The sequence below is a fragment of the Ectothiorhodospira mobilis genome (assembly GCF_016584115.1).
Classification (GTDB): Bacteria; Pseudomonadota; Gammaproteobacteria; order Ectothiorhodospirales; family Ectothiorhodospiraceae; genus Ectothiorhodospira; species Ectothiorhodospira mobilis.
This window is the reverse complement of record NZ_NRSK01000035.1, coordinates 1-23439: the sequence shown is the minus strand read 5'-3', so window position 1 is coordinate 23439 and position 23439 is coordinate 1. Positions and strand designations below refer to the sequence as shown.

The following is a 23439-nucleotide window of genomic DNA, read 5'->3' as shown; positions in this document are numbered from 1 at the left end:
CCCCCCGCCCTCGTCCCACTGACGCCCCAAAAAAAGACCCCGCACACGGCGGGGTCCGAAAGGGGCCGCCCGCGGGCACGGGGCGTCCGCGGGCGGTTCCGGGGCATCCCGCCCCTGGCTGCGGCTTACTTGATCTTGGGGTCCAGCTCGCCGGACTTGTAACGCTGCACCATGGTGTCCAGGTTCACGGGACGGATCTTGGAGGCCATGCCGGCACAGCCGAAGGCCTCGTAACGGGCCTTGCAGATGTCCTTCATGGCGGCGGTGGAGGCCTTGAGGAACTTGCGCGGGTCGAAGTCCTTCTTGTTCTCCGCCAGGAACTTGCGCACCGCGCCCGTGGAGGCCATGCGCAGGTCGGTGTCGATGTTCACCTTGCGCACGCCGTGCTTGATGCCCTCCTGGATCTCCTCCACCGGCACACCGTAGGTCTCGCCCATGTCGCCGCCGTACTCGTTGATGATCTTGAGCCATTCCTGGGGCACCGAGGAGGAGCCGTGCATCACCAGGTGGGTGTCCGGGATGCGGGCGTGGATCTCCTTGATGCGTTCGATGGCCAGGATGTCCCCCGTCGGCGGACGGGTGAACTTGTAGGCCCCGTGGCTGGTGCCGATGGCGATGGCCAGGGCGTCCACCCCGGTCTCCTGGACGAAGCGGGCGGCCTCGTCCGGGTCGGTGAGCAGCTGCTCGTGGGAGAGCTTGCCCTCGGCGCCGGAGCCGTCCTCCTCGCCGGCCATGCCGGATTCCAGGGAGCCCAGGCAGCCCAGTTCGCCCTCCACGGAGACCCCCACCCAGTGGGCCATCTCCGCCACGCGGCGGGTGACGTCCACGTTGTACTCATAGCTGGCCGGGGTCTTCATGTCGGCCATGAGGGAGCCGTCCATCATCACCGAGGTGAAACCGGACTGGATGGAGGCCTGGCACACCGCCGGCTCGGAGCCGTGGTCCTGGTGCAGCACCACCGGGATGTGGGGGTACTGCTCCACGGCGGCGATGATCAGGTGGCGCAGGAAGGGCTCGCCGGCGTACTTGCGGGCACCGGCGGAGGCCTGGATGATCACCGGGGCGTCCACCTCGTCCGCCGCCTGCATGATGGACTGCACCTGTTCCAGGTTGTTGGCGTTGAAGGCCGGCATCCCGTAGCCGTGCTCGGCCGCGTGATCCAGCAGTTGTCGAAGGGAAATCAGGGCCATGTAAAGGTCCTCCTCTTGGTCGTTTGAAGACGAATCCGGTTAATCCGCTGTTGTTGTCCGGGCAATCCCTCGATCACCCGACTATCGTCCATGGTGTGTCCCTGGGTCACAACCCCCCCCGGGGGATCCAGGAACACCCTGCACATCATCCGGGGCAGTCGTGCAGGGCCCCCACCTGCACGATCTTCATGGCGTTGGTGCCCCCCATCACACCGGCCAGGTCCCCCTTGGTGATGATCACCAGGTCCCCCTCGGAGACGATGCCGGCCCGTTCCAGCACGGCCACCGCCTGACGGTTGTTGGCGGCGTGGCTGGTGTTCTCCGGCTCGAACAGGATGGGGTAGACGCCGCGGTACAGGGCCATCTTGCGGCAGGTGCGCTCATGGCGGGTCATGCCGAAGATGGGGATGCCCGAACTGATGCGGGACATCCACTGCACCGTGGACCCGGACTCGGTCATGGCGGCGATGGCACGCACGTCCAGGTGGTTGGCGGTGTACATGGTGGCCATGGCGATGGCCTCGTCCACCCGCTGGAAATAGCTGTCCATGCGGTGGGTGGAGACCCGGGCGCTGCGCTGGCGTTCGGCGGCCTCGCAGATGCGGCCCATGGCCGCCACCGCCTTGTGGGGATAGCGGCCGGTGGCGGTCTCGCCGGAGAGCATGACGGCATCGGTGCCGTCCAGCACGGCGTTGGCCACGTCAAAGACCTCGGCCCGGGTGGGGATGGGGCTGGTGATCATGGATTCCATCATCTGCGTGGCGGTGATCACCACCCGGTTGCGGCTGCGGGCCTCCTGGATGAGGCGCTTCTGCACCCCGGGGAGCTCGGCATCGCCGATCTCCACCCCCAGGTCGCCGCGGGCGATCATGATGGCGTCCGTGGCCTCCAGGATGGCGTCGCTGGCCGCCACCGCCTCGGCCCGCTCGATCTTGGCGCAGATGGCCCCGTGGCCGCCGGCATCCCGCAGGTGCTGGCGCGCCGTGTGGATGTCCCCGGCGCAGCGGGGGAAGGAGACGGCCAGATAGTCCACCTCCAACTCCGCCGCCAGACGGATGTCCTCCAGGTCCTTGTCCGTCAGGGCCGGGGCGGAGAGACCGCCCCCCTGGCGGTTGATCCCCTTGCTGTCGGAAAGGGTGCCGCCCACCACCACGCGGGTGTGCACCCGGGGGCCATCCACCCGGTCCACCTCCAGCACCAGGCGGCCGTCATCCAGGAGCAGGGTGTCGCCGGGGTGCAGGTCCCCGGGCAGGTCCTTGTAGGTCAGCCCCACCCGGGTCCGGTCCCCTGCGTTCGTCCCCAGTTCGGCATCCAGGGTGAAGGCGTCCCCTTCCTCCAGTTCCACGGCGCCCTCGGCGAAACGGGCGATGCGGATCTTGGGGCCCTGCAGGTCCCCCAGCACCGCCACCAGGCGGCCCGTCTCGCGGGCGGTCTCCCGCAGCAGGCCCACGCGCCGGCGATGGGCGTCCGCCTCGCCGTGGGAGAAGTTGATCCGCACCACGTCCACCCCGGCCTGCACCATGCGCTGCATGGTCTTCGGGTCATCGGTGGCGGGTCCCAGTGTGGCTACGATCTTGGTTCTTCGCATCTCGGGCCTTGTCCTTTCATGGGGTCACGGGGGGCGGGGGTTGCCCGCCCCGGTGGACGCAGCATGCCCGCCGCAAAAGACGCGTGCATGACAGCGAAGGCCGTGCCGGGTACGCAGCGCCTCAGCCCCGGGCCCGTTCCTCCAGCATGGCCACGGCCGGCAGGGTCTTGCCCTCCAGGAATTCCAGGAAGGCACCGCCGCCGGTGGAGATGTAGGAGATGCGCTCCGAAAGACCGTACTTGTCGATGGCCGCCAGGGTGTCCCCGCCCCCGGCGATGGAGAAGGCGTCGCTCTCGGCGATGGCCTCCCCCAGGGCGCGGGTGCCGGCGGAGAACTGGTCGAACTCGAACACGCCCACCGGGCCGTTCCAGACGATGGTGCCGGCCTTCTTCATCAGGTCCGCGTAGGTGGCGGCGGTCTCGGGGCCCACGTCGAAGATCATGTCGTCCGCGGCCACCTGGTCCACGCCGCGGGTGGCGGCCGGGGTGGTCTCGGAGAATTCCTTGCCCACGGTGACGTCGGTGGGCACCGGGATCTCGCCGCCCTTGGAGCGGGCGGCCTCCATCAGCCGCTGCGCCTCTGGCACCAGGTCCGCCTCGTAGAGGGACTTGCCCACGTCATGCCCCTGGGCGGCGATGAAGGTGTTGGCGATGCCGCCGCCGACGATGAGCTGGTCCACCTTGGTGGACAGGGATTCCAGCACGGTGAGCTTGGTGGAGACCTTGGAACCGCCGACGATGGCCACCAGCGGGCGGCGGGGGTTGTGCAGGGCCTTGCCCAGGGCCTCCAGCTCGGCCGCCAGCAGCGGACCGGCGCAGGCGGTGGGGGCGAACCGGCCGACCCCGTGGGTGGAGGCCTGGGCCCGGTGGGCGGTGCCGAAGGCATCCATGACATAGACATCGCACAGGGCGGCATAGCGGCGCGCCAGGGCCTCGTCATCCTTCTTCTCACCCGGGTTGAAGCGCACGTTCTCCAGCAGCACCACCTCGCCCTCGGCCACGTCCACGCCATCCAGGTAGTCCCGCACCAGGCGCACCTTCTGGCCCAGCAGGCCGGAGAGGTGTTCGGCCACCGGGGCCAGGGAATCGGCCTCGGAGAAGACCCCCTCCTCCGGGCGGCCCAGGTGGGACATGATCAGCACCCGGCCCCCCGCCTTCATGGCGTGCTCGATGGTGGGCAGGCTGGCGCGGATGCGGGCATCCGAGGTGACCCGGCCGTCCTTGACGGGGACGTTCAGGTCCTGACGGATGAGGACGCGTTGCCCCTGGAGATTCAGGTCGGTCATCTTGATGACGGACATGGATACGACTCCTCTGATGGTTTTGGCGATTCTTTTTTCTGGAAAACCCTTGGCCGGACCCCGGGGCCCGGCGAAGGATTCTCCCCCACTGCCCTTTGCACACAGGGATAAGGGGCGACCCCCTCCCGGCCACGGGAGGGGGTCGGAACCCGGCTTACTGCCCCACGTGGCGCACCAGGCGCAGCAGGTTGCAGGTATAGCCGTACTCGTTGTCGTACCAGGCCACCACCTTGACGAAGGTGGGGTCCAGCTGGATGCCGGCACCGGCGTCGAAGATGGAGGGGGCGGAGAAGCCCCGGAAATCGGTGGAGACCACCTTGTCCTCGGTGTAGGCCAGCACGTCGGTGAGTTCGCCCTCGGCGGCGGACTTCATGGCCTCACAGATGGTCTTGTAATCGGCCTCCTTCTCCAGTTCGGCGGTGAGGTCCACCACGGAGACATCGGAGGTGGGCACGCGGAAGGCCATGCCGGTGAGCTTGCCGTTGAGGGCGGGCAGCACCTTGCCCACGGCCTTGGCGGCGCCGGTGGAGGACGGGATGATGTTCTCCAGGATGCCGCGGCCGCCGCGCCAGTCCTTCTGCGAGGGGCCGTCCACCGTCTTCTGGGTGGCGGTGGCGGCGTGCACGGTGCTCATCAGGCCGCGCTTGATGCCGAAGTGGTCGTTGAGCACCTTGGCCACCGGGGCCAGGGCGTTGGTGGTGCAGGAGGCGCCGGAGAGGATCTCCTGGCCGGCGTACTCCGCGTGGTTCACCCCGTAGACGAACATGGGGGTGGCATCCTTGGAGGGGGCGCTCTGCACCACCTTGCGCGCCCCGGCGTCGATGTGCTTCTGGCAGGTCTCGGTGGTGAGGAAGAAGCCCGTGGACTCGATGACCACGTCCACGCCCACGTCGCCCCACTTCAGGTCGGCGGGATCCCGCTCGGCGGTGAGGCGGATGCGCTTGCCGTTGACCACCATGTGCTGGCCTTCCACGGAGACCTCGCCGTCGAAGCGACCGTGCACCGAGTCGTGACGCAGCATGTAGGCCAGGTAGTCCGGCTCCAGCAGGTCGTTGATGGCCACCACTTCCAGTTCCGGGAACTCGCGGGCGATGGCGCGGAAGGCCATGCGGCCGATGCGCCCGAAACCGTTGATACCGACTTTGATCGTCATGACGCTTGTATCTCCAACTTCATCGTTTGCCTGAAAAACGCTTCGTGAAAACCTTTCGCGGAGCCGGCCCGGGGATCAGCCCAGCACCTCTTCCACGGCCCGGGTCACGTGGTCCACGGTGAACCCGAAGTATTCCATGAGGGCGCCACCGGGGGCGGACTCGCCGAAGCAGTCCATGCCCACGACGCGGCCCTCCAGACCCACGTACTTGTACCAGCCGGCGGTGGCGCCGGTCTCCACCGCCACCCGGGCGCGCACCGAGGGCGGCAGCACGGCGTCGCGGTACTCGGCATCCTGGGCCTCGAAGACATCCACGCTGGGCATGGACACCACCCGCACCCGGCGGCCCTTGGCCTCCAGGGCCTCGGCGGCCTCCATGGCCAGGGCCACCTCGGAGCCGGTGGCGATGAGGATGGCCTCCGGGCTGCCGTCGCAATCCCGCAGGATGTACCCGCCCCGGGCCACGTTGGCCATCTGCACCTCGTCCCGCTGCTGATGGGGCAGGCCCTGGCGGGAGAGGATCAGGGCGGTGGGGCCGTCGCGGCGCTCGATGGCCTGCTTCCAGGCCACCGCCGTCTCGGCGGCATCGCAGGGGCGCCACAGGGACATGTTGGGGATGAGCCGCAGGCTGGGCACCTGCTCCACCGGCTGGTGGGTGGGGCCGTCCTCGCCCAGGCCGATGGAGTCGTGGGTGAGCACATAGACCACGCGCTGCTTCATCAGGGCCGACATGCGCAGGGCATTGCGGGCGTAGTCGCTGAAGATGAGGAAGGTGCCGCCGTAGGGGATGAAGCCGCCGTGCAGGGCGATGCCGTTCATCAGGGCCGACATGGCGAACTCGCGCACGCCGTAGTAGATGTAATTGCCGTCGGAGACCTCGCGGCTCAGGCCCTTGGCCCCGGGCCAGAGGGTCAGGTTGGAACCGGCCAGGTCGGCGGAGCCCCCCAGGATCTCCGGCAGCACGGGGGCATAGCCGCCGATGGCCTGCTGGGAGGCCTTGCGGCTGGCCACCTTCTCGGCCTTCTCCGCCACCTGGCGGATGAAGGCGCCGGCCTTCTCCTCCCAGTCGGCGGGAAGGTCACCGGCCATGCGGCGGGTGAATTCGGCGGCCAGGTCCGGATGCGCGGCGCGGTAGGCCTCGAAACGGGCCTGCCAGTCGGCCTCCGCCTGCCGCCCCTTGTCCCGGGCATCCCAGCCGGCATAGATCTCGTCGGGGATGACGAAGGGTTCGTGGCTCCAGCCCAGCTTCTCCCGCACCAGCCGGATCTCGTCGTCCCCCAGGGGCGCGCCGTGGCACTCCTCCTTGCCCTGCTTGTTGGGGGCACCGCAGCCGATGATGGTGCGGCAGCAGATGAGGCTGGGCCGGTCGGTGACGGCCCGGGCCGCCTCCACCGCCTGCTTCACCGCCCCGGCGTCGTGGCCGTCCACATCCCGCACCACGTGCCAGCCATAGGCCTCGAAGCGGGCGGGGGTGTCGTCGGTGAACCAGCCCTCCACCTCGCCGTCGATGGAGATGCCGTTGTCGTCATAGAAACCGATGAGCTTGCCCAGCCCCAGGGTGCCCGCCAGGGAGCAGGCCTCGTGGGAGATGCCCTCCATGAGGCAGCCGTCCCCGAGGAAGACGTAGGTGTGGTGATCCACGATGTCATGACCGGGCCGGTTGAACTGGCCCGCCAGGGCCTTCTCGGCGATGGCCATGCCCACGGCGTTGGCCAGGCCCTGGCCCAGGGGGCCGGTGGTGGTCTCCACCCCGGGGGTGTAGCCGTACTCCGGGTGACCGGGGGTCTGGGAGTGGAGCTGGCGGAACTGCTTGAGCTCCTCCATGGGCAGTTCATAGCCGGTCAGGTGCAACAGGGAATACACCAGCATGGAGCCATGGCCGTTGGACAGGACGAAACGGTCGCGATCGGGCCAGTGGGGATTGGCCGGATTGTGCTTGAGGTAGTCGTTCCAAAGCACCTCGGCAATATCGGCCATGCCCATGGGTGCCCCGGGATGACCGGAGTTGGCCTTCTGCACCGCGTCCATAGAGAGTACGCGTACCGCGTTGGCAAGCTCTTTACGAGACGGCATGAGAGATCTCCTGACAAGGGTCGATATGGATGGAAACCGGAAGGGCGGGCGCGAAAACACTCCAAAAAAGGCTGCCTGTAATCAGGCCCGGCCTTTTCATTTTCTGCGCGACCGCCCGGGATTCGGGCCGTGAACATGCCTTGCGGGATCCGCGGAGCGCCCCTGAAAACCGGGCCCGAAGGGCGCTGCAACGCGATGGTACGGGCAGACAATCACAGCTTTGGAGCGCTGCATTTTGGCTGAGAGGATGGCTCGGGGCAAGTCCGAGGGAAGTGCACGGCCTTTTGCTGCACCGCGATATAAAAACACCCGATACTAAAAGTTAAATGCCTTGGTTTCTTTAATTCTCGAAACGATAAAATCCAACAGGGAAAACCCCCACCGCGATCCGTAACCGCGACCCCGTCCGCCGGTGCTCATGCGGGGACCGGGCGGTGGCCGGACCCGGAGGCATTGGGTAAGATCCGGCCGGACACATCAATCGACCCGGAGGCCCTGCCGATGCCGGACCTGCCACACCCGCTGTACCGGCCCATCGCAACCGGCGGCCCTTTCAGTCCCGGGGGGGCGGTGCGTGCGCACCCGGTGGCACGGCCATGAACCTGCGCATCCTCTTCCTGCACGGCTGGCAGTCCCGGCCGGGGGGCGTCAAGCCCACCTTCCTGCAGGCGCAGGGACACCGGGTGCTCAATCCCGCCCTGGACGATGACGACTTCGACGCCGCCCTGGCCACGGCCCGGACGGCCCTGGCCGCCGGCGGGCTGGATGTGGTGGTGGGCTCCTCCCGGGGCGGGGCGCTGGCCATGAACCTGGACACCGGCGGGATCCCGCGGGTGCTCCTGTGCCCCGCCTGGCGGCTCTGGGGGAAGGCCGACCGGGTCCCGCCCGGAAGCGTGATCCTGCACTCCCCCCGGGACGAGGTGATCCCCTTCGAGGACTCCCGCACGCTGGTGGCAGGCAGCGGCCTGGCCCCATCCGCCCTGTGGGCCGTGGGGGAGGATCACCGTCTGGCGGATGCCGCGTCCCTGGAGGCCATGCACCGGGCCTGCCTGCAGGTGGCCGCAGGGGAGACGCCGTGACCACCCGGGCCGGCCGCCGCCCCCTCACCGCCCGGGCCCACGCGGCGGTGGCGCCGCGACTCTTCCCCGGCGCCCTGGCGGTGGACGCCACCGCCGGCAACGGCCACGACACCCGCTTCCTGGCCGGGGCGGTGGGGGCGACGGGACGGGTCTGGGCCTTCGACGTGCAGCCCCCGGCCCTGGAGGCCACCGCGCAGCGCCTGCAGGCGGCGGGTCTGGCGCAGCGGGTCCACCTCATCCAGGCCGGCCACGAACACCTGGCCGACCACCTGCCCCCAGAGGCCCGCGGCCGGCTGGCGGCGGTCCTGTTCAACCTGGGCTACCTGCCCGGTGGGGACCACAGCCGCATCACCCGACCCGAAACCACCCTCGCCGCCCTGGAGGCGGCCCTGGCCTGGCTCCATCCCCGGGGGGTGGTGAGTGTCCTGGCCTATCGCGGCCATGACGGTGGCAAGGCGGAGTACGAGGCGCTGCAGGCATGGCTCGCCCGGCGCACCCCGGTGGTGCGCTGCCTGCACCGGGAGAGCCCGGCCGCCCATGCCCCGGTGCTGCTCCTGCTGGAGCGGGGGGATACCCCGGGGGGGTGCATGCAGGACCGGCCCTGCGGTAAGTTCCCGGTGCAAAAGCCCCTTTCCCCGGAGATCCCATGAAGGACCTGCGTACCGGCAGCCTGCGACAAGCCATCGGCCCCGGCCTGCTCATGGCCGGGGCCGCCATCGGCGTCTCCCACCTGGTGCAGTCCACCCGCGCCGGCGCGGAGTACGGCCTGCTGCTGCTGCCGGCGATCCTGCTGGCCTGCATCCTCAAGTACCCCTTCCTGGAGTTCGGTCCGCGCTATGCCGCCGCCACCGGGGAGCATCTGCTCAGCGGCTACCGCCGCCTGGGGCGCTGGGCCCTGGGCCTGTTCGCCCTGGTCACCCTGGGGACGATGTTCATCATCCAGGCGGTGGTGACGGTGGTCACCGCGGGCCTTCTGGGTACGCTCCTGGGACTGGACGTATCCACCTTCACCCTCTCCGTCTGGATCCTCGCGGCCTGCCTCGTGCTGCTGGCGGTGGGGGACTACCGGGGCGTGGACCTGGGCATGAAGCTGATCATGGCCGTCCTCACCGCCTGCACCGTCGCCGCCGTGGCCCTGGCGGTCTGGGGAATGCCCCAATGGCAGGGCATCACCGGGCTGGAGGAGGCGCCGCGGCTGTGGACCGGGGCCGGCTTCGCCTTCCTCCTGGCCCTGCTGGGCTGGATGCCCATCCCCCTGGATGTGGCCGTGTGGCATTCCCTCTGGTCCCTGGAGCGGGCCCGGGAGACCGGCACCCGCCCCAGCCTGGGACAGGCCCTGACGGACTTTCGCATCGGCTTCTGGGCCGCCACGCTGATGGCGGCGGCCTTCCTGCTCCTGGGGGCCCTGACCCTCTACGCCGATGGCCGGGTCTTCGCTGACTCCGCGGTGGGCTTTGCCGGTCAGCTGGTGGATCTCTACGCCGGCACCCTGGGGGAATGGAGCCGCCCCATCATCGCCGTGGCGGCCCTCACCACCATGTTCAGCACCACCCTGGCGGTGACCGATGCCTATCCCCGGGTGGTCCTGGCCCTGTGGCGGACCGCCCGGGGCCAGGAAACGAACCACGCAGCCGGCCGCGGCGGGCACCTGGCCTATGCCCTGGTCCTTGTGGGGATCCTCGCCGGGGCCCTGGCCCTGATCCGTTTCGCCGGGGAGCGCTTCACCGCCTTCATCGATCTGGCCACCACCCTGTCCTTCCTTTCGGCCCCCATCCTGGCCTGGCTCACCCTGCGGGTGGTCACCCATCCCCACATGCCCCCGGCGGACCGCCCCGGGGGCCTCACCCTGGCCCTGGCCTGGGCGGGACTGGTCTTCCTCACCGGCTTCTCCCTGGTGTGGCTGGGCTGGCGGCTGTTCGGGTGATATCGCGGTACAATGAGGGAACCCGGATCAAGGAGCGTTGCATGGACACCTTCAAGCTGGTGCGCCCCGAGCACCTGAACCACTACGGCTACCTGTTCGGCGGCTTTCTGCTCAAGTGGGTGGACGAGATCGCCTGGATCGCCGCCAGCCGGGACTATCCCGGCTGCCGCTTCGTCACCGTGGCCATGAATTCCGTGGAATTCCATCGCGGGGTGCACCAGGGGGATGTGCTGCGCTTCAACGCCCGCGAACACGAACGCGGCCGCACCTCGGTGCAATACGCCGTCAGCGCCTTCTGCGATGACCTGGAGAGCGGCGGCGAGGAACCCATCTTCTCCACCTGCGTCACCTTCGTGCGCCTGGACGACGCGGGCCAGAAGATCCCCCTGCCCCCGGCCCGCACCGGCGCCTGAGGCGGCGGGGCGCCCGCTACCAGGGCACGTCCACGCCGGCCGCCCCGGCGACGGACGGCTGCGCCCCGGCATCGCCCCCCGAAAGCCCGAAGATCCCGTCCAGGGCCTGGATCACCTCCCGCAGTTCCTGGCTCATGAGGGTGAACTCCGCATCCATGCGCGCCCGGGCATCCTCCGCCTCGGCCACGCCCCCCTCCTCGATGAGTTCATCGGCCAGGCGCAGGCGCCGCAGGGCCAGGTCTTCGCCCAGGGTGAAGGTCAGGCGCTCGCTCCAGTCCAGGGCCAGCTGCACCACCTGCTTGCCCATCTCCAGGTGCTTGGCGATCTCCTCCCCGGCCAGATCCTGGCCGCGGCAGCGCACCACGGACTGCCGGTCCCTGGGGTCCCGCAGCTCACAGGCGTCCCCGAGGGTGAAGCCGGCCTCACCATGGCCCTGGGAGACCCAGCGGGTGAGGAGGCTGGCGGGGGCATGGGCGGGATTGGGCAGGGCCACGGGGAGACTGCCCAGGGTCTCCCGCAGCAGCGTCACCACGTCGTCCGCCAAGCGCTCGCTGGCGGCATCCACCACCAGCCAGCCGGCCACGGTGTCCACGTAGGCCAGGATGCGGCGGGAGCGGGTGAAGGCCTGGGGCAGGAGCTCGGCGGTGAGCGTCTCCTTGAGGCGACGGCGCTCGCTGCGGCCCACGCTGCGCCCCTCGGCGGACTCGATCTCGGCCACCCGCTCCTGCAGCAGTTCGTTCACCACGGTGGCGGGCAGCAGCCGCTCCTGGCGGCGGGCACAGAGCAGCCGGCAGCCGCCGGCGTCGTGCACCAGGGCCTGGCTGTCCTCGCCCAGGGGCTCGCTCCAGCCCAGGGTGGCGGTCTCCAGGGGGCCGCAGGGCCTGAAGCGGCGCGCTGCCAGCTTTTCCTCCAGCTCGAGGGGCGTGAGGGAAAGGGATTCCTGCAGGCGAAAGAGGCGTGCGTTGCGGAGCATGGACCACCTTGGGGACGGAAAAGGGGCCGATTATAGCGCCCGCACCCCGCCCTGTGGTCCCTGGATCTCAGGAAGAACCGGCGAGGCCGTCGTGCACCTGCCCCAGGAGTTCCGTGGCCACCTGGAGGACGTGGTCCCGGGCGAAGCCGGCACGCAGCATCTCGTCGTAGAGGGTGTGGGCCATGAGCCGGGCCACCCGCTCCGGGTCCTGGGTGAGCTGGCCGGTGCGCTGGGCCTCCTGGGCCAGGCTCAACTGGATGAAATGGGTCTTCAACAGCCCCTGCAGGCGATGGATGTGGATGGACTTGGACACCACCAGGGCCAGGATCATGGCCATGCGCAGGTCCGAGGCGTCCAGCCGCTGCCGCCCCTCGGGCCCGTCCACGTTGATGACCCCCACCACCTGATCCTCCAGAAGGATGGGCACGGAGATCACGTCCACAGTGCCGGACTCGCCGCGCCGCGCCAGGGGGGCATAGGGGGAGCGGTGCAGATCGCGGATCAGCAGCGGTTCCCCGGAACCGGCCACCCGCCCGGCGATGCCGTCCCCCAGGGGCAGGCTCTGCGCCCGGGCCTCCGGCGGCAGGCCGCCGCAATGGGCCTCCACCCGAAGCCGGGGTGTCTCCCCCCGGGGTGCCGCAGAGACCAGCATGATGGAGCAGTGGCGGCAGTCCATGGCGTGGGCCACCAGCCGGCTCAGGGTGTCCAGCCCCTCCTCCAGGGAGGTGGTGGTCTCGACGAACCGGGCCAGTTCGGAGAGCTTGTGGATGAAGGAGGGGTCCGACATGGGGGGCCTCAGAGGGGGACCGGGGGGAGGCGCAGGGTGAAGCAGCCGCCCCCCAGATCACCCTGATTGGTCAGTTCCACGTAACCGCGATGGCGCTCGTCGGCATGCAGATCCGCCACCAGGGCGCAGAAGTAGAGACCGAGCCCCGTGCGCCCCTGGGCGACATCCGGGGGCTCGCCCTCCTCCAGGGCGCGCCGGCCGAGCATGTGATCCGGAAAACCCGGGCCGTCGTCGTCCACCTGGATCACCAGCCAGCCCCGTTCCTCCCGGGCGGTGATGGCGATCCGTTTTTGAGTATAACGCACCGTATTGTTGATCACATTGTCCAGCAGGCTGTCGACCAGACCCCGTTCCAGGGTCCAGAGCAGTTCCGGATCGCAGGCCACGTGGCATGAGATCCCCTTCTGCTCCAGCATGGGCCGGTAGCCCAGCCAGTGCTCCTCCAGGAGTTCACTGATCACCACCGGTGAGAAACGGGGGGTGTAGAGCCCATGGGCGTTGCGGTACAGGGTGAGCAACTGCATCAGGTTGTCGTTCACCCGCCTGGCCTCATAGCGCAGGTGGGACAGGCGCTCCGGGGCATCCACCGGGCTGGAGTCCGCATCCTCCAGCAGGTCGTCCAGGGCGGTGAGGACGGTGTTGAGGGAATTTTTCATGTCGTGGATGCTGATGGCCAGCACCGTGTTGAAGTCGAGCTTCGACAAGCCTGCCCCCGTGGTGGTACGGGCACATGCCCGCTATCCCATCCTACTATGGAACGGCCATGGACGGGATCAGCCCGCCTCCTGGCGCAGGAGTTCGGCCCGTTCCACCTCCCCCAGGTGCTGCAGCACCTGCACCAGGGCGGCGCGCACCGCCTCCGGGGGCGGCGACCACAGCAGGCGGGTGTCCAGGGTATCCAGCAGTTCCGCCGCATCCGCGGCGGTGACCCCGCACAGGTCCAGGCGGCCCACCAGGGACCACCAGGGCAGTTCCGGGTCCCCTTTCAGGGCCTGTTCCATCTGCTGCAGGCGGCGGGCGGCGCCGCGGGTGTCCCCCGCCCGGGCCAGGGCAAAGGCGGTCCAGACATGGTCCGAGGGATGGGCCTCCCCCTGGGGCGCCGCCAGTTCCGCGGCCCGCGCCCAGGCCTGCGCCGCCAGGTCCCAGTGGCCCTGTTCCAGGGCCAGGCGCCCCAGGCGGCGCTGCCGCGGCAGGGAGCGGGAAGAGCGCTGCACCGCCCGGTCCAGGACATCCAGGGCATCGGCGGGGCGGCCCTGCAACTCCAGCACCTCCGCCAGGTGGTCGTGGGCGGACATGAAGTAGGGGGTCACGGCGATGGCCTCGCGGAAACGGGTCTCGGCCGCCTTAAGGTCGCCGCGCCGCTGCGCCACCCGCCCCAGGGCGTTGCAGGCCCAGGCCAGCGGACGCGCCCGCTGGGCCTCGCGGGCGGCCGCCTCGGCGGCGTCCAGATCACCGGCCTCGATGCCCAGTTCCGCCTGCAGGCGCAGGACATCGGCCGCCTCGCCGCGGCCCGCCGCGCGCATGGCGGCCAGCACCTGCAGGGCCCCGGCCGTGTCCCCCCGCGCCAGGGCATCCGCCACCGGCCGCATGGGATCGCGGCGCTGCAGGGCCCGCTCCAGGCGGGTCTTCAGCAGCACCTTGGTGATGGGCTTGGAGAGATAGGCGTCCGGGCCGCTCTCCAGGGCGGCCATGACCATCTCGCTGGAGTTCTCGGCGGTGATCAGGATGAAGACGCAGGCCACGTCCACGCGCCCCTCCCGGCGGGCGATCTCCAGCAACTGCTGGCCGTCCATGCCACCCCCCAGGTTGTAGTCGCACAGGACGATGTCGTAGCGGCGGGCCCGCAGCCGGGCCAGGGCCTGGGCCGCGTCCTGGGCCATGTCGGGTTCCTCCTCCAGCCCCATGGACAGGAGCATCTGCGCAAGTGTGGTGCGCATGGCCGGGAAGTCGTCCACCACCAGCACCCTGCGCCGGCCGAGGGATCTATCCATCGCGTATCTCACCCATGCCCGTATGCCACCTCCCAACGGGGGAACGACCCCTGCCCAAGGGTGGCCCCGGGCGGGGCTTTTTTCAATGTACCGCCCATTCTGCTACATTCGAAAGGGACATTACGGTGGCGGCGCATGCCGCTGTGGGGCGCCGCCCCCATATCACCCGCGGAGGGGTTGGCATGAGCAAGTTCTGGATCGTCCTGTTGCTGCTCCTGGTGGTGGCCGTGCTGGCGGGTGCCGGCGTCGGCGGGCACCAGGTCTCCAAGACCAATACCTTCTGCATCGCCTGCCATGCCTACGAGAAGGTGGCCTGGGACCACGGGGAGCATTACCACACCGACTGCATCGATTGCCATACCAAGGGGTTCGTGGACGACAAGATCCAGGGAGCGCGCAAGCTCTACCTGATGTTCACCGGACAGAACAACCCCCACAACGACCCCTCCGGCCGCAGCTATCCGCAGATCACCAGCGACAACTGCCAGGGATGTCACATGGGTCCGGAGGTGGCCGAGAGCGATCCGGTCTTCTTCGAGGAGCACACCGCCTTCATGGAGGGCGGCGGGCTGTGCCTGGACTGCCACGCCGACACCGGACACGACCCGGAACTGCACGCACTCAAGACCGAGGCCCCCCGCTTCGCCGGGGAATGACCTCCGACGGGGCCCGGGAAGGCCGTTGCGAAGGTCGGCGCCTTCGCCGCAGGATGCGGCGGCGGCGCAGCAGGGCCAGCATCTCCCAGATCAGGGCCAGCAGGGTCACCCCGTAGGCGCCCCAGACAAAGACGCCATGACCGCCCATGGCGACAAGATCGCTCATGTCCCACCCCCCAGTCGCTGGGCCACCCAGTCGGAACGCCATTCCCGTTCCAGGAGTTCCAGACGCGCCCGCCACAGCACCACCGCGATGGCATACATCCAGCAGGCCAGGGTCATGAGCGCCAGGGCCAACACCATCACCGCATCCATGCTCGGGGCGCTGGTGACGCGGATGGTGACCCCCTGGTGCAGGGTGTTCCACCAGGTCACCGAGAAGTAGATCACGGGCACGTTCACCACCCCCGCCAGGGCCAGCACCGCGCCGGCGTTGGCCGCCCGCTGGCGGTCCTCGATGGCGGCGTGCAGGGCGATGAACCCCAGGTAGAGGAAGAGCAGGATCAGCTCCGAGGTGAGGCGCGCGTCCCAGACCCAGTAGGCCCCCCAGGTGGGCCTGCCCCAGAGGGCCCCCGTCCACAGGGCCAGGAAGGTGAACAGGGCGCCGGTGGGGGCCATGGCCTTGGCCATCACCTCGGCAGTCCTGATGCGCCACACCAGGCCGATGGCGGCGTAGCCGGCCATGAGGACATAGAGGAACATGGATATCCAGGCCGCCGGCACATGGATGAACAGGATGCGGTAGCTCTCCCCCTGGCGGTAGTCCGGCGGGGCCTGGACCAGGGCGGTGTACAGTCCGGCGATGAAGCACAGCCCCGCCAGGACCGCGAACCCGGGGGCCAGACGCCCCGCCAGGTCGTAGAACCGGGGCGGGGAGGAGAACCGGAGCCAGCGGGTCTGTCTTGCGGCCATGATCGTCACCTCAATCCAGCATGATGCGCAGTGCGGCGGCGGTGGCCCACGGCGCCAGCAACAGGGTCAGCAGCAACAGGGCCCCCAGCAGGGACAGGTGGGCACCCGGGCTGGTGGCATACAGAGCGGCATCCACCGCCCCCGCCCCCAGCACCAGGGCCGGGACATAGAGGGGCAGGATGAGCAGGGCGATGAGCACGCCGCCGCTGCGCAATCCCAGGGTGAGGGCGGCGCCGATGCCCCCCACCAGGCTGAGCACCGGCGTGCCCAGGAGCAGGGCCATCAGCAGCACCCCCATTTCCCCCGGCTCCAGGCCCAGCTGCAGCCCCAGAAGCGGCGAGACAAGGGCCAGGGGCAGGCCCGTGACCAGCCAGTGGGCCAGGACCTTGGCCAGCACCAGCAGCGGCAGCGGCCATGGGCTGAGCAGCAGCTGCTCCAGGGTGCCGTCGCGGCCGTCCTCGGAAAACAACCGTTCCAGGGAGAGCAGGGTCGCCAGCAGGGCCGAGACCCAGAGCACCCCGGGGGCCATGCTGCGCAGCAACTGGGGGTCCGGACCCACCCCCAGGGGGAACAGGGAGACCACCACGACAAAGAACCCCAGCACCACCAGGGCGTCCTGACGCCGGCGCAGGGCCAGGGTCAGGTCCCGCGTCAGCAGGCTGAGAAAGGCCGCCGCCAGGGTCTTCACGCCGCCCCCAGTTCCAGGCTGCGGCAGTCACCGCGCACGGGCACCGGCTGGTGGGTGGTGAGCACCACCATCCCCCCCGCCGCCAGATGCCCCTCCAGCACCCCCCGCAGGGTGTCGATGGCGCCGGCGTCCAGGGAGGCGAAGGGCTCGTCCAGGATCCACAGCGGCCGACCCAGCAGCACCAGCCCCGCCAGGGCCACCCGCCGCCGCTGCCCCTGGGACAGATGACGCACCGCCACCGCCTCGTGATCCTGTAGCCCCAGATCCCCCAGCGCCCGCGCCACCGCCGCCCGGTCAACCCGCACCCCCTGCAGGGCGCAGTGGGCGCGCAGGTTCTCCCGCGGGCTCAATCCATCCTTGAGGGGATCCACATGGCCCAGGTAGGCCAGATGCGCCGCCGCCTCCGGGCCGGTGAGGGGGCGGCCATCCCAGGTCACCCGGCCGGCCAGGGGGCGGGTCAGGCCGCACAACACCCGCAGCAGGGTGGTCTTTCCGGCCCCGTTGGGCCCGGCCACCTGCAGCAACTGGCCACCGCGCACCTCCAGGTGCACCCCATCCAGCACACGGCGCTCGCCCCGCTCCACCACCACGCCCCGCACCTTCAGGCCATGCCCGGGGAAACGGCTTCCGGCTGCCCTCTCAACGGCGGTCATGGGGGAACGGGATCCTCTGCGGCATGGGTCCTGATCCTACCGCGCGGGCGCAGGATTGCGAAGAGTCAATCCCCGTCCTCCACATGTCGGATGCGCTCCTGCACGGCCTGGGCCAGATCGTCCGGGTGATACTTCTGGATGAACTTGTCGGCCCCGGTGCGGCGGACCATGTCCATGTTGAACACCCCGCTGATGGAGGAATGCAGCAGGACATACAGGTCCTTCAGGCGCGGATCCTCACGGATGTGGGTGGTGAGCTGATAGCCATCCATCTCCGGCATCTCGATGTCGGAGATGATCATGAGGTAGTCCCGGGCCACGTCCACCCCCTCGGACTGCAGATGCTCGATGAGCTCCAGGGCATTTTTGCCGTCGGTTACGGTGGTGCAATCCACCCCCAATTGCGCCAGGGAGGCCCGGATCTGATTGCGCGCCACACTGGAATCATCCACCACCAGCACCTTGTACGCCCCGGGCTGCACCCCCTCGCTGTAGGCCTCCGAGACCACTGTGCTGGCGTGCACCACCTGATCCAGCACCTTCTCCACGTCCAGGATCTCGACGATCTCCCGGTTCTCCAGCAGGGTGACCGCGGTGACGAAGGCGTGGCGTCCGGTGGCCCGCGGCGGCGGCTGGACCCGGTCCCACTGGGTGTTCATGATCCGGTCCACCCGGCGGATGAGGAAGCCGTGGACGGAGCGGTTGTATTCGGTGATGATGATGTAGCCCTGCTCCGGCTGGCTGAGGGGCGGGCCGCCGATGGCCAGGGAGAGATCCATGATGGGCATGGTGATGCCGCGCAGGGTGGCGATGCCCTTCACCAGGGGATGGGCGCCGGCCAGGCGGGTCAGGGGCTGATAGGGGATCACCTCCTGGACCTTGAAGATGTTGATGCCGTAGAGCTGCCGCCCCTCCAACTGGAAGAGGAGCAATTCCAGCCGGCTTCCGGCCGCCCGGTTGGACTCCAGGGAAGACCCCCAACGTTGTTCCACCATGACCGCACTCCGGCTCCACAAAACCCGCCCACCATCTTACCCACTCCACGGTGGCCAAGACCATCGGCGCGCGGGCGACCGGGCCACGCCCATGGGGTTTGATTAATATCAAAATATACCGGAAAAATCCCCGGAGACGATCCATGGTGCCCCTGTCCATGTCACCATGCAGGTGAGAAGCGGGGATCAGGAGAGCCGGATCGCCCGCATGGGCAGGAGAACGGCGATGCGTCCACGACAGAAACGGCGGCTGGCCGGGGCGGCCCTGGTGGTGCTGGTGGTCTCCGGCGCCTCGGCCCTGGTGCTGAACGCCTTCAGCGAGAACCTGATGTATTTCTATGCCCCCTCGGACCTGGCCGCGGGAGAGGCCCCCGACGGGCGCATCATCCGCCTCGGCGGGCTCGTGGAACAGGGCTCGGTGCAACAGGCCGCCAAAGGGGTCCGGGTGCGTTTTCGCGTCACCGACACCGCCCACAGCATCCCCGTGGTCTACGATGGACTGCTGCCGGACCTGTTCCGGGAGGGCCAGGGGGTGGTGACCCACGGCCGCCTGGGGAGTGACGGGGTCTTTCGCGCACAACGGGTCCTGGCCCGCCACGACGAGAACTACATGGCCCCCGAGGTGGCCGAGGCCCTGGAAAGCGCCGGACACCGCACCCCCGACAGCCAACGGGCCTACTGAATGATCCCCCAGCTCGGCCAGTTCGCCCTCATCCTCGCCCTGCTCATGGCCCTGGTGCAGGGCATCCTCCCCCTGCTGGGGGCGCAGTGGGGACGGCGCACCTGGATGGACACCGCCCACACGGCGGTGGCAGGGCAGTTCCTGTTCCTGCTGACGGCCTGGGGCGCCCTCACCTGGGCCTTTATCAGCCATGACTTCTCGCTGGAATACGTGGCGCGGCAGTCCAATACCGCCCTGCCCCTGCTCTACCGCATCTCCGCCGTCTGGGGGGGACACGAGGGCTCCCTGCTGCTGTGGACCCTGATGCTCGCCGGCTGGTCCCTGGCGGTGTCCCGCTTCAGCGGGGGCCTGCCACCGGTGCTGACGGCCCGCACCCTGGGGGTGCTGGGCCTGGTGAGCGCCGGGATCCTGTCCTTCACCCTGTTCACCTCCAGCCCCTTCACTACGCTCTTCCCGGTGCCGGCCAACGGGCGCGACCTCAATCCCCTGCTGCAGGACCCGGGCCTGGCCATCCATCCCCCCATGCTCTACATGGGCTACGTGGGCCTGGCGGTGCCCTACGCCATCGCCATGGCGGCCCTCATCGGCGGCCGTCTGGACGCCGCCTGGGCCCGCTGGACCCGCCCCTGGGCCACCACCGCCTGGGCCTTCCTCGGGGCCGGCATCGCCCTGGGGAGCTGGTGGGCCTACTACACCCTGGGCTGGGGCGGCTGGTGGTTCTGGGACCCGGTGGAGAACGCCTCCCTCATGCCCTGGCTGGTGGCCACGGCCCTGATCCACTCCCTGGCGGTGACGGAGAAACGCGGCGCCTTTCGCAGCTGGACCGTGCTGCTGGCCATCCTGGCCTTCGCCCTGAGCCTGCTGGGGACCTTCCTGGTGCGCTCCGGGGTGCTGGTCTCGGTGCACGCCTTCGCCACCGACCCGGCCCGGGGGGTGTACATCCTCGCCCTGCTGCTTCTGGTCACCGGCCTCTCCTTCGCCCTCTACGCCTGGCGGGCGCCCCAGGTGCACGGCCATGCCGCCTACCACGCCATCTCCCGGGAAGGGGCCCTGCTGGCCAACAACGTCCTCCTGGTGGTGGCCATGGCGGCGGTGCTGCTGGGGACCCTCTATCCCCTGTTCATGGACGCCCTGGGGCTGGGCAAGCTCTCCGTGGGTCCCCCCTATTTCGACCGCGTCTTCGCCCCCCTCATGCTGCCCCTGATCCTGCTCACGGGCATGGCCCCCCTGCTGCGCTGGAAGCGCAGCCCGCCGGGGGAACTGACCCGCCGGACCTGGCACACCCTGCTGGCGGCCCTGGCCGGGGGCGTGGTGCTGCCCCTGGCAGCCATGGGTAGCACCACCCTCATGGTGAGCCTTGGAGTGGGACTCGGCCTGTGGATCCTCCTCACCGCCGCGCGGGACCTGTACACCCGCCTGGCCCGTGCCGGCGGCCCCCGGGAGGCCCTGCGCCGGCTGCCGGCCGGCTACTGGGGCATGACCCTCAGCCACCTGGGCTTTGCCCTGCTGGTGATGGGCATCACCCTGCTCAGCACCTTCGAGCAGGAACGGGACGTGCGCATGGCGGTGGGGGATCGCGCGGATCTGGCGGGCTACACCTTCCAGCTGCGGGACATCCGCCCGGTGGAGGGGCCCAACTGGGACGCCACCGAGGCCCATGTCCGGGTCCTTCGCGACGGTGCGCCGGTGGCCGACCTCTATCCCCAGCGGCGCGTCTACCGGGTACAGCGCCGGCCCATGGCGGAGGCCGCCTTCCACACCCGCCTCACCCGGGACCTGTTCGTGGCCCTGGGGGAGCCCATGGCGGGGGACACCTGGGCCCTGCGCCTGCACCACAATCCCTTCCAGGTGTGGCTCTGGATCGGCACCACCCTCATCGTGGCCGGCGGGCTCGTTGCCGCCGCCGACCGGCGCTACCGGGTGTTTGCCCGCCGCACCGCGAACGCGCAACACCGCGGGGAGGTCTCCTGATGAGACGGCTCCTGTTCCTGCTGCCCATGACCCTGCTCCTGCTGCTGGGTCTGTTCCTGCTGGTGGGGCTGGGGCTCAACCCCCGCCTCATCCCCTCCCCCCTGGTGGACCGGCCGGCACCCGCGTTCACCCTGCCGGCCCTGGAGGACCCGGAGCGCCGCGTGGGCCACACGGACCTGCAGGGCCGCGTGGCCCTGGTGAACGTCTGGGCCAGCTGGTGCACCTCCTGCCGCCGGGAACACCGGGTGCTCTCGGATCTGGCCCGGCGCCACGACCTCCCCCTCTACGGCATCAACTATAAGGACGAGCGGGCCGACGCCCTGGCCTACCTGGGCCGCTTCGGCAATCCCTACCGCTGGAACGGCCACGACCGGGAGGGGCGCGCGGGCATCGACTGGGGGGTATACGGCACTCCGGAGACCTTTGTCCTCGATGCCGACGGACGCATCCGTTACAAGCACGCGGGCCCCCTCACCCCCGAGCGGGTGCAGCGGGAGATCCTGCCGCTGGTGGCCCGTCTGCGCCAGGAAGATCCATGATGAAGAAGACCACGTGGCTGCTGCTCCTGCTGCTGGCTGCCCCCATACCGGCATGGACCCAGGGGGTGGACCCCACCCGCTTCGACGACCCGGCCCTGGAGGCCCGCTACCGGGACCTGCTGCACGAACTGCGCTGCACCGTCTGCCAGAACCAGTCCCTGGCGGATTCCAATGCCGGCCTGGCCCGGGACCTGCGCCGCGAGGTGCGCGAACAGCTGCGGGCCGGCGTCTCCGATGCGCGCATCACCGAATACATGGTGGCCCGCTATGGGGACTTCGTCCTCTACCGTCCCCCCCTCTCCGGGCGCACGCTCCTGCTCTGGACGGGACCCTTCCTGCTCCTCGCCCTGGGGCTGGGCGCACTCCTTCTCGTCGCCCGCCAGAGCCGCCGCGCGGGCGTCCGGCCCACCGTGGACGCGGCCGCCCGGGAACGGGCCCGCCGCCTCCTGGAGGGGGAGGATAAGGCATGAGCACAGGGTTCTGGATCGCCGCCGGCGCCCTGCTCCTGATGGCGGTGGTGGCGGTGCTCTGGCCCTGGCTGGGGCGCCGGGGCAACGACACCGTGGAGGCCGGCCGTCTGAACCTGTCCATCTACCGCCAGCGCCTGGCGGAGCTGGACCGGGAGCGGGCCGCCGGCCTGCTGGATGCCCGGCAGTACGAGGCGGCCCGGGGGGAACTGGAGGACAACCTGGCGGCGGATCTGTGCGACGGGGACACCCCCTCCGGCGAAGCCGGCGGCGAGGGGGGACACAATGACCGCCGGGGTGGCCCGGTACTGGCCGCCGTGGCCATGATCCTGCCGGTGCTGGCCGTGCTTATCCACCTGCAGATGACCCCGGAACACCCCGCACCGGTCCACGGCGACCTGGCCGGGGGAAGCGACTCCGGGGACCGGCCGGGCCGGTCGCTGGAGGAGGCGGAGCTGGAGGCCATGGTGGCCGACCTGGAGGCCCGCCTGGAGGCGAATCCCGGGGACGCCGAGGGCTGGCTCATGCTGGCCCGCACCCATCGTTTCATGGACCAACACGCGGCGGCGGCCCGGGCCTTTGGCAGGGCCCACCACCTCCTGGGGGACCGTCCCGAACTCAACGTGGCCTTCGCCGAGAGCCTGATGCTCGCCCACGACGGAAGCGCCCCGCCCGAGGCGGGCCGCCTGCTGGAATCGGCCCTGGAGGAGCAACCGGATCACCCCGACGGTCTCTGGCTCGGAGCCATCGCCGCCTACCAGGCGGGGGAACCGGAGACCGCCCGCACCCGCCTGGAACGCCTGCAGTCCCAGTTGCCCGGGGACAGTGACGCGGCCCGTTCCGTGGAGGACGCCCTGCGCCGGGTGGACGCTGCCGCTGCGCCGGCACAGAACGCGGACACCGCGGGCCTGCACGTGACGGTGGAGCTGGCCCCCGGCATGGCCGAGCGGGTCGGGAAGGATGCCGTGGTCATGGTCTTTGCCCGACCCACGGAAGGGGGCGTGCCCCTGGCGGTGGCCCGCACCGGACCCAAACTGCCGGATACGGTGACCCTGGCCTCCGGGGGCATGGGCAGCGGGGGGCCCGCCCTGGCGGAGCTGGAACGGGTGGAGGTGGTGGCCCGGGTCAGCCAGAACGGGGACGCCACCGCCCGCAGCGGCGATCTGCAGGGCACCGCCACCGTGGCCCCCGACGCCGGCGAGATCCGCGTGGTCATCGACCGCGTCCTGCCCTGATCCCGGCGGCGTCCCCGCCGCCTCCCTCCGGCTCCACCGCCTGCGGCAGGCGAGTTCCTTTCCCCCCGGATGCCCGGGTGTGGGAAAATCCCCCTCCCGGAACCTCCCCGCATCCAGGAGACCCGAAGCCGTGAACCCCATGCCAACAACAGACGACCCCCGCCCCGAGG

General features: G+C 69.9%; 24 protein-coding genes. 10 read left to right on the top strand and 14 right to left on the bottom strand.

The window, feature by feature from the left end; translation table 11 throughout:
• Positions 1–125: 125 nt before the first annotated feature.
• From fba to tkt, 5 genes are all read right to left on the bottom strand, one after another.
• Positions 126–1190 carry a class II fructose-bisphosphate aldolase gene (gene fba, locus CKO33_RS11585; protein WP_200182401.1) on the bottom strand — a complete coding sequence of 355 codons (1065 nt, stop codon included), beginning with the start codon at positions 1188–1190 and terminating at the stop codon, positions 126–128.
• 145 nt (positions 1191–1335) lie between these two features.
• Complete coding sequence (pyk, locus tag CKO33_RS11580; RefSeq protein WP_200182400.1) at positions 1336–2778, bottom strand: pyruvate kinase; 1443 nt, start codon at positions 2776–2778, stop codon at positions 1336–1338.
• Between the two features lie 121 nt (positions 2779–2899).
• A complete protein-coding gene (locus tag CKO33_RS11575) occupies positions 2900–4078 on the bottom strand; it encodes a phosphoglycerate kinase (protein ID WP_200182399.1) in 1179 nt (392 codons plus the stop codon).
• A 154-nt stretch (positions 4079–4232) separates the two neighbouring features.
• Positions 4233–5231: a type I glyceraldehyde-3-phosphate dehydrogenase gene (gene gap / locus CKO33_RS11570; RefSeq protein WP_200182398.1), complete on the bottom strand. Its 999-nt coding sequence runs from the start codon at positions 5229–5231 to the stop codon at positions 4233–4235.
• Positions 5232–5306: 75 nt separating this feature from the next.
• A complete protein-coding gene (gene tkt, locus CKO33_RS11565; protein WP_200182397.1) occupies positions 5307–7304 on the bottom strand; it encodes a transketolase in 1998 nt (665 codons plus the stop codon).
• Positions 7305–7900: 596 nt separating this feature from the next.
• Between tkt and CKO33_RS11560 the strand changes: the two genes are divergently transcribed.
• The 4 genes from CKO33_RS11560 to CKO33_RS11545 are packed head-to-tail and all read left to right on the top strand — an operon-like array spanning position 7901 to position 10720.
• Positions 7901–8383 carry an alpha/beta fold hydrolase gene (locus tag CKO33_RS11560; protein ID WP_338081777.1) on the top strand — a complete coding sequence of 161 codons (483 nt, stop codon included), beginning with the start codon at positions 7901–7903 and terminating at the stop codon, positions 8381–8383.
• On the top strand, positions 8380–9033 hold the full coding sequence (gene mnmM / locus CKO33_RS11555; protein WP_200182396.1) for a tRNA 5-(aminomethyl)-2-thiouridylate-methyltransferase MnmM: 654 nt from the start codon (positions 8380–8382) through the stop codon (positions 9031–9033). The genes CKO33_RS11560 and mnmM overlap by 4 nt, the downstream gene beginning before the upstream one ends.
• Positions 9030–10307: an NRAMP family divalent metal transporter gene (locus CKO33_RS11550; RefSeq protein WP_200182395.1), complete on the top strand. Its 1278-nt coding sequence runs from the start codon at positions 9030–9032 to the stop codon at positions 10305–10307. Before mnmM ends, CKO33_RS11550 begins: the two co-directional genes overlap by 4 nt.
• A 41-nt stretch (positions 10308–10348) precedes the next feature.
• Positions 10349–10720, top strand: coding sequence for an acyl-CoA thioesterase (locus CKO33_RS11545; RefSeq protein ID WP_200182394.1), 372 nt, complete (start codon positions 10349–10351; stop codon positions 10718–10720).
• 16 nt (positions 10721–10736) lie between these two features.
• Here CKO33_RS11545 and CKO33_RS11540 read toward each other — a convergent pair whose 3' ends face one another.
• From CKO33_RS11540 to CKO33_RS11525, 4 genes are all read right to left on the bottom strand, one after another.
• Entirely contained in the window at positions 10737–11693 is a 957-nt protein-coding gene (locus CKO33_RS11540; RefSeq protein WP_200182393.1) for a recombination-associated protein RdgC, read from the bottom strand.
• 67 nt (positions 11694–11760) lie between these two features.
• A complete protein-coding gene (locus tag CKO33_RS11535) occupies positions 11761–12480 on the bottom strand; it encodes a GAF domain-containing protein (protein WP_200182392.1) in 720 nt (239 codons plus the stop codon).
• An 8-nt stretch (positions 12481–12488) separates the two neighbouring features.
• Positions 12489–13184 (bottom strand): sensor histidine kinase, encoded by a 696-nt coding sequence (locus tag CKO33_RS11530; protein WP_200182391.1) that lies wholly within the window; start codon positions 13182–13184, stop codon positions 12489–12491.
• A 69-nt stretch (positions 13185–13253) separates the two neighbouring features.
• Positions 13254–14471 carry a response regulator gene (locus CKO33_RS11525; RefSeq protein ID WP_200182390.1) on the bottom strand — a complete coding sequence of 406 codons (1218 nt, stop codon included), beginning with the start codon at positions 14469–14471 and terminating at the stop codon, positions 13254–13256.
• A 182-nt stretch (positions 14472–14653) separates the two neighbouring features.
• Here CKO33_RS11525 and CKO33_RS11520 point away from each other — a divergent pair, with 182 nt between their 5' ends.
• Complete coding sequence (locus CKO33_RS11520) at positions 14654–15127, top strand: NapC/NirT family cytochrome c (RefSeq protein WP_200182389.1); 474 nt, start codon at positions 14654–14656, stop codon at positions 15125–15127.
• On the opposite strand, the gene ccmD is transcribed toward CKO33_RS11520, so the two are convergent.
• From ccmD to CKO33_RS11495, 5 genes are all read right to left on the bottom strand, one after another.
• A complete protein-coding gene (gene ccmD, locus CKO33_RS11515) occupies positions 15093–15275 on the bottom strand; it encodes a heme exporter protein CcmD (RefSeq protein WP_242472606.1) in 183 nt (60 codons plus the stop codon). The two genes, CKO33_RS11520 and ccmD, sit on opposite strands and share 35 nt — an antisense overlap.
• Before the next feature lie 14 nt (positions 15276–15289).
• On the bottom strand, positions 15290–16039 hold the full coding sequence (locus tag CKO33_RS11510) for a heme ABC transporter permease (RefSeq protein WP_200182387.1): 750 nt from the start codon (positions 16037–16039) through the stop codon (positions 15290–15292).
• Positions 16040–16049: 10 nt separating this feature from the next.
• Positions 16050–16718 (bottom strand): heme exporter protein CcmB, encoded by a 669-nt coding sequence (ccmB, locus tag CKO33_RS11505; RefSeq protein ID WP_200182402.1) that lies wholly within the window; start codon positions 16716–16718, stop codon positions 16050–16052.
• A 5-nt stretch (positions 16719–16723) separates the two neighbouring features.
• The gene (gene ccmA, locus CKO33_RS11500) at positions 16724–17380 is read right to left on the bottom strand and encodes a cytochrome c biogenesis heme-transporting ATPase CcmA (RefSeq protein ID WP_200182386.1); all 657 of its coding nucleotides are present in this window, start codon (positions 17378–17380) and stop codon (positions 16724–16726) included.
• A 65-nt stretch (positions 17381–17445) separates the two neighbouring features.
• Positions 17446–18375 (bottom strand): chemotaxis protein CheV, encoded by a 930-nt coding sequence (locus tag CKO33_RS11495; RefSeq protein WP_200182385.1) that lies wholly within the window; start codon positions 18373–18375, stop codon positions 17446–17448.
• 226 nt (positions 18376–18601) lie between these two features.
• Between CKO33_RS11495 and ccmE the strand changes: the two genes are divergently transcribed.
• From ccmE to ccmI, 5 genes are read left to right on the top strand one after another with little or no spacing between them, the layout of a single operon-like run.
• Positions 18602–19057 (top strand): cytochrome c maturation protein CcmE, encoded by a 456-nt coding sequence (gene ccmE, locus CKO33_RS11490; RefSeq protein ID WP_200182384.1) that lies wholly within the window; start codon positions 18602–18604, stop codon positions 19055–19057.
• Positions 19058–21028: a heme lyase CcmF/NrfE family subunit gene (locus tag CKO33_RS11485; RefSeq protein WP_200182383.1), complete on the top strand. Its 1971-nt coding sequence runs from the start codon at positions 19058–19060 to the stop codon at positions 21026–21028.
• A complete protein-coding gene (locus CKO33_RS11480; RefSeq protein ID WP_200182382.1) occupies positions 21028–21567 on the top strand; it encodes a DsbE family thiol:disulfide interchange protein in 540 nt (179 codons plus the stop codon). The genes CKO33_RS11485 and CKO33_RS11480 overlap by 1 nt, the downstream gene beginning before the upstream one ends.
• Positions 21564–22037 carry a cytochrome c-type biogenesis protein gene (locus CKO33_RS11475; protein WP_200182381.1) on the top strand — a complete coding sequence of 158 codons (474 nt, stop codon included), beginning with the start codon at positions 21564–21566 and terminating at the stop codon, positions 22035–22037. Before CKO33_RS11480 ends, CKO33_RS11475 begins: the two co-directional genes overlap by 4 nt.
• Positions 22034–23269 (top strand): c-type cytochrome biogenesis protein CcmI, encoded by a 1236-nt coding sequence (gene ccmI / locus CKO33_RS11470; RefSeq protein ID WP_200182380.1) that lies wholly within the window; start codon positions 22034–22036, stop codon positions 23267–23269. Before CKO33_RS11475 ends, ccmI begins: the two co-directional genes overlap by 4 nt.
• Positions 23270–23439 lie beyond the last annotated feature (170 nt).

What these genes read in the sequence shown, in the direction of transcription:
- CKO33_RS11540 (WP_200182393.1), bottom strand. Translation starts at nt 11,693, where the DNA reads ATGCTCCGCAACGCACGCCTCTTTCGCCTGCAGGAATCCCTTTCCCTC.
- ccmA (WP_200182386.1), bottom strand. Translation starts at nt 17,380, where the DNA reads ATGACCGCCGTTGAGAGGGCAGCCGGAAGCCGTTTCCCCGGGCATGGC.
- gap (WP_200182398.1), bottom strand. Translation starts at nt 5,231, where the DNA reads ATGACGATCAAAGTCGGTATCAACGGTTTCGGGCGCATCGGCCGCATG.
- pyk (WP_200182400.1), bottom strand. Translation starts at nt 2,778, where the DNA reads ATGCGAAGAACCAAGATCGTAGCCACACTGGGACCCGCCACCGATGAC.
- CKO33_RS11550 (WP_200182395.1), top strand. Translation starts at nt 9,030, where the DNA reads ATGAAGGACCTGCGTACCGGCAGCCTGCGACAAGCCATCGGCCCCGGC.
- fba (WP_200182401.1), bottom strand. Translation starts at nt 1,190, where the DNA reads ATGGCCCTGATTTCCCTTCGACAACTGCTGGATCACGCGGCCGAGCAC.
- CKO33_RS11575 (WP_200182399.1), bottom strand. Translation starts at nt 4,078, where the DNA reads ATGTCCGTCATCAAGATGACCGACCTGAATCTCCAGGGGCAACGCGTC.
- CKO33_RS11485 (WP_200182383.1), top strand. Translation starts at nt 19,058, where the DNA reads ATGATCCCCCAGCTCGGCCAGTTCGCCCTCATCCTCGCCCTGCTCATG.
- CKO33_RS11495 (WP_200182385.1), bottom strand. Translation starts at nt 18,375, where the DNA reads ATGGTGGAACAACGTTGGGGGTCTTCCCTGGAGTCCAACCGGGCGGCC.
- CKO33_RS11510 (WP_200182387.1), bottom strand. Translation starts at nt 16,039, where the DNA reads ATGGCCGCAAGACAGACCCGCTGGCTCCGGTTCTCCTCCCCGCCCCGG.
- CKO33_RS11545 (WP_200182394.1), top strand. Translation starts at nt 10,349, where the DNA reads ATGGACACCTTCAAGCTGGTGCGCCCCGAGCACCTGAACCACTACGGC.
- CKO33_RS11475 (WP_200182381.1), top strand. Translation starts at nt 21,564, where the DNA reads ATGATGAAGAAGACCACGTGGCTGCTGCTCCTGCTGCTGGCTGCCCCC.
- CKO33_RS11560 (WP_338081777.1), top strand. Translation starts at nt 7,901, where the DNA reads ATGAACCTGCGCATCCTCTTCCTGCACGGCTGGCAGTCCCGGCCGGGG.
- CKO33_RS11520 (WP_200182389.1), top strand. Translation starts at nt 14,654, where the DNA reads ATGAGCAAGTTCTGGATCGTCCTGTTGCTGCTCCTGGTGGTGGCCGTG.
- ccmE (WP_200182384.1), top strand. Translation starts at nt 18,602, where the DNA reads ATGCGTCCACGACAGAAACGGCGGCTGGCCGGGGCGGCCCTGGTGGTG.
- ccmI (WP_200182380.1), top strand. Translation starts at nt 22,034, where the DNA reads ATGAGCACAGGGTTCTGGATCGCCGCCGGCGCCCTGCTCCTGATGGCG.
- CKO33_RS11535 (WP_200182392.1), bottom strand. Translation starts at nt 12,480, where the DNA reads ATGTCGGACCCCTCCTTCATCCACAAGCTCTCCGAACTGGCCCGGTTC.
- tkt (WP_200182397.1), bottom strand. Translation starts at nt 7,304, where the DNA reads ATGCCGTCTCGTAAAGAGCTTGCCAACGCGGTACGCGTACTCTCTATG.
- CKO33_RS11525 (WP_200182390.1), bottom strand. Translation starts at nt 14,471, where the DNA reads ATGGATAGATCCCTCGGCCGGCGCAGGGTGCTGGTGGTGGACGACTTC.
- CKO33_RS11480 (WP_200182382.1), top strand. Translation starts at nt 21,028, where the DNA reads ATGAGACGGCTCCTGTTCCTGCTGCCCATGACCCTGCTCCTGCTGCTG.
- ccmD (WP_242472606.1), bottom strand. Translation starts at nt 15,275, where the DNA reads ATGGGCGGTCATGGCGTCTTTGTCTGGGGCGCCTACGGGGTGACCCTG.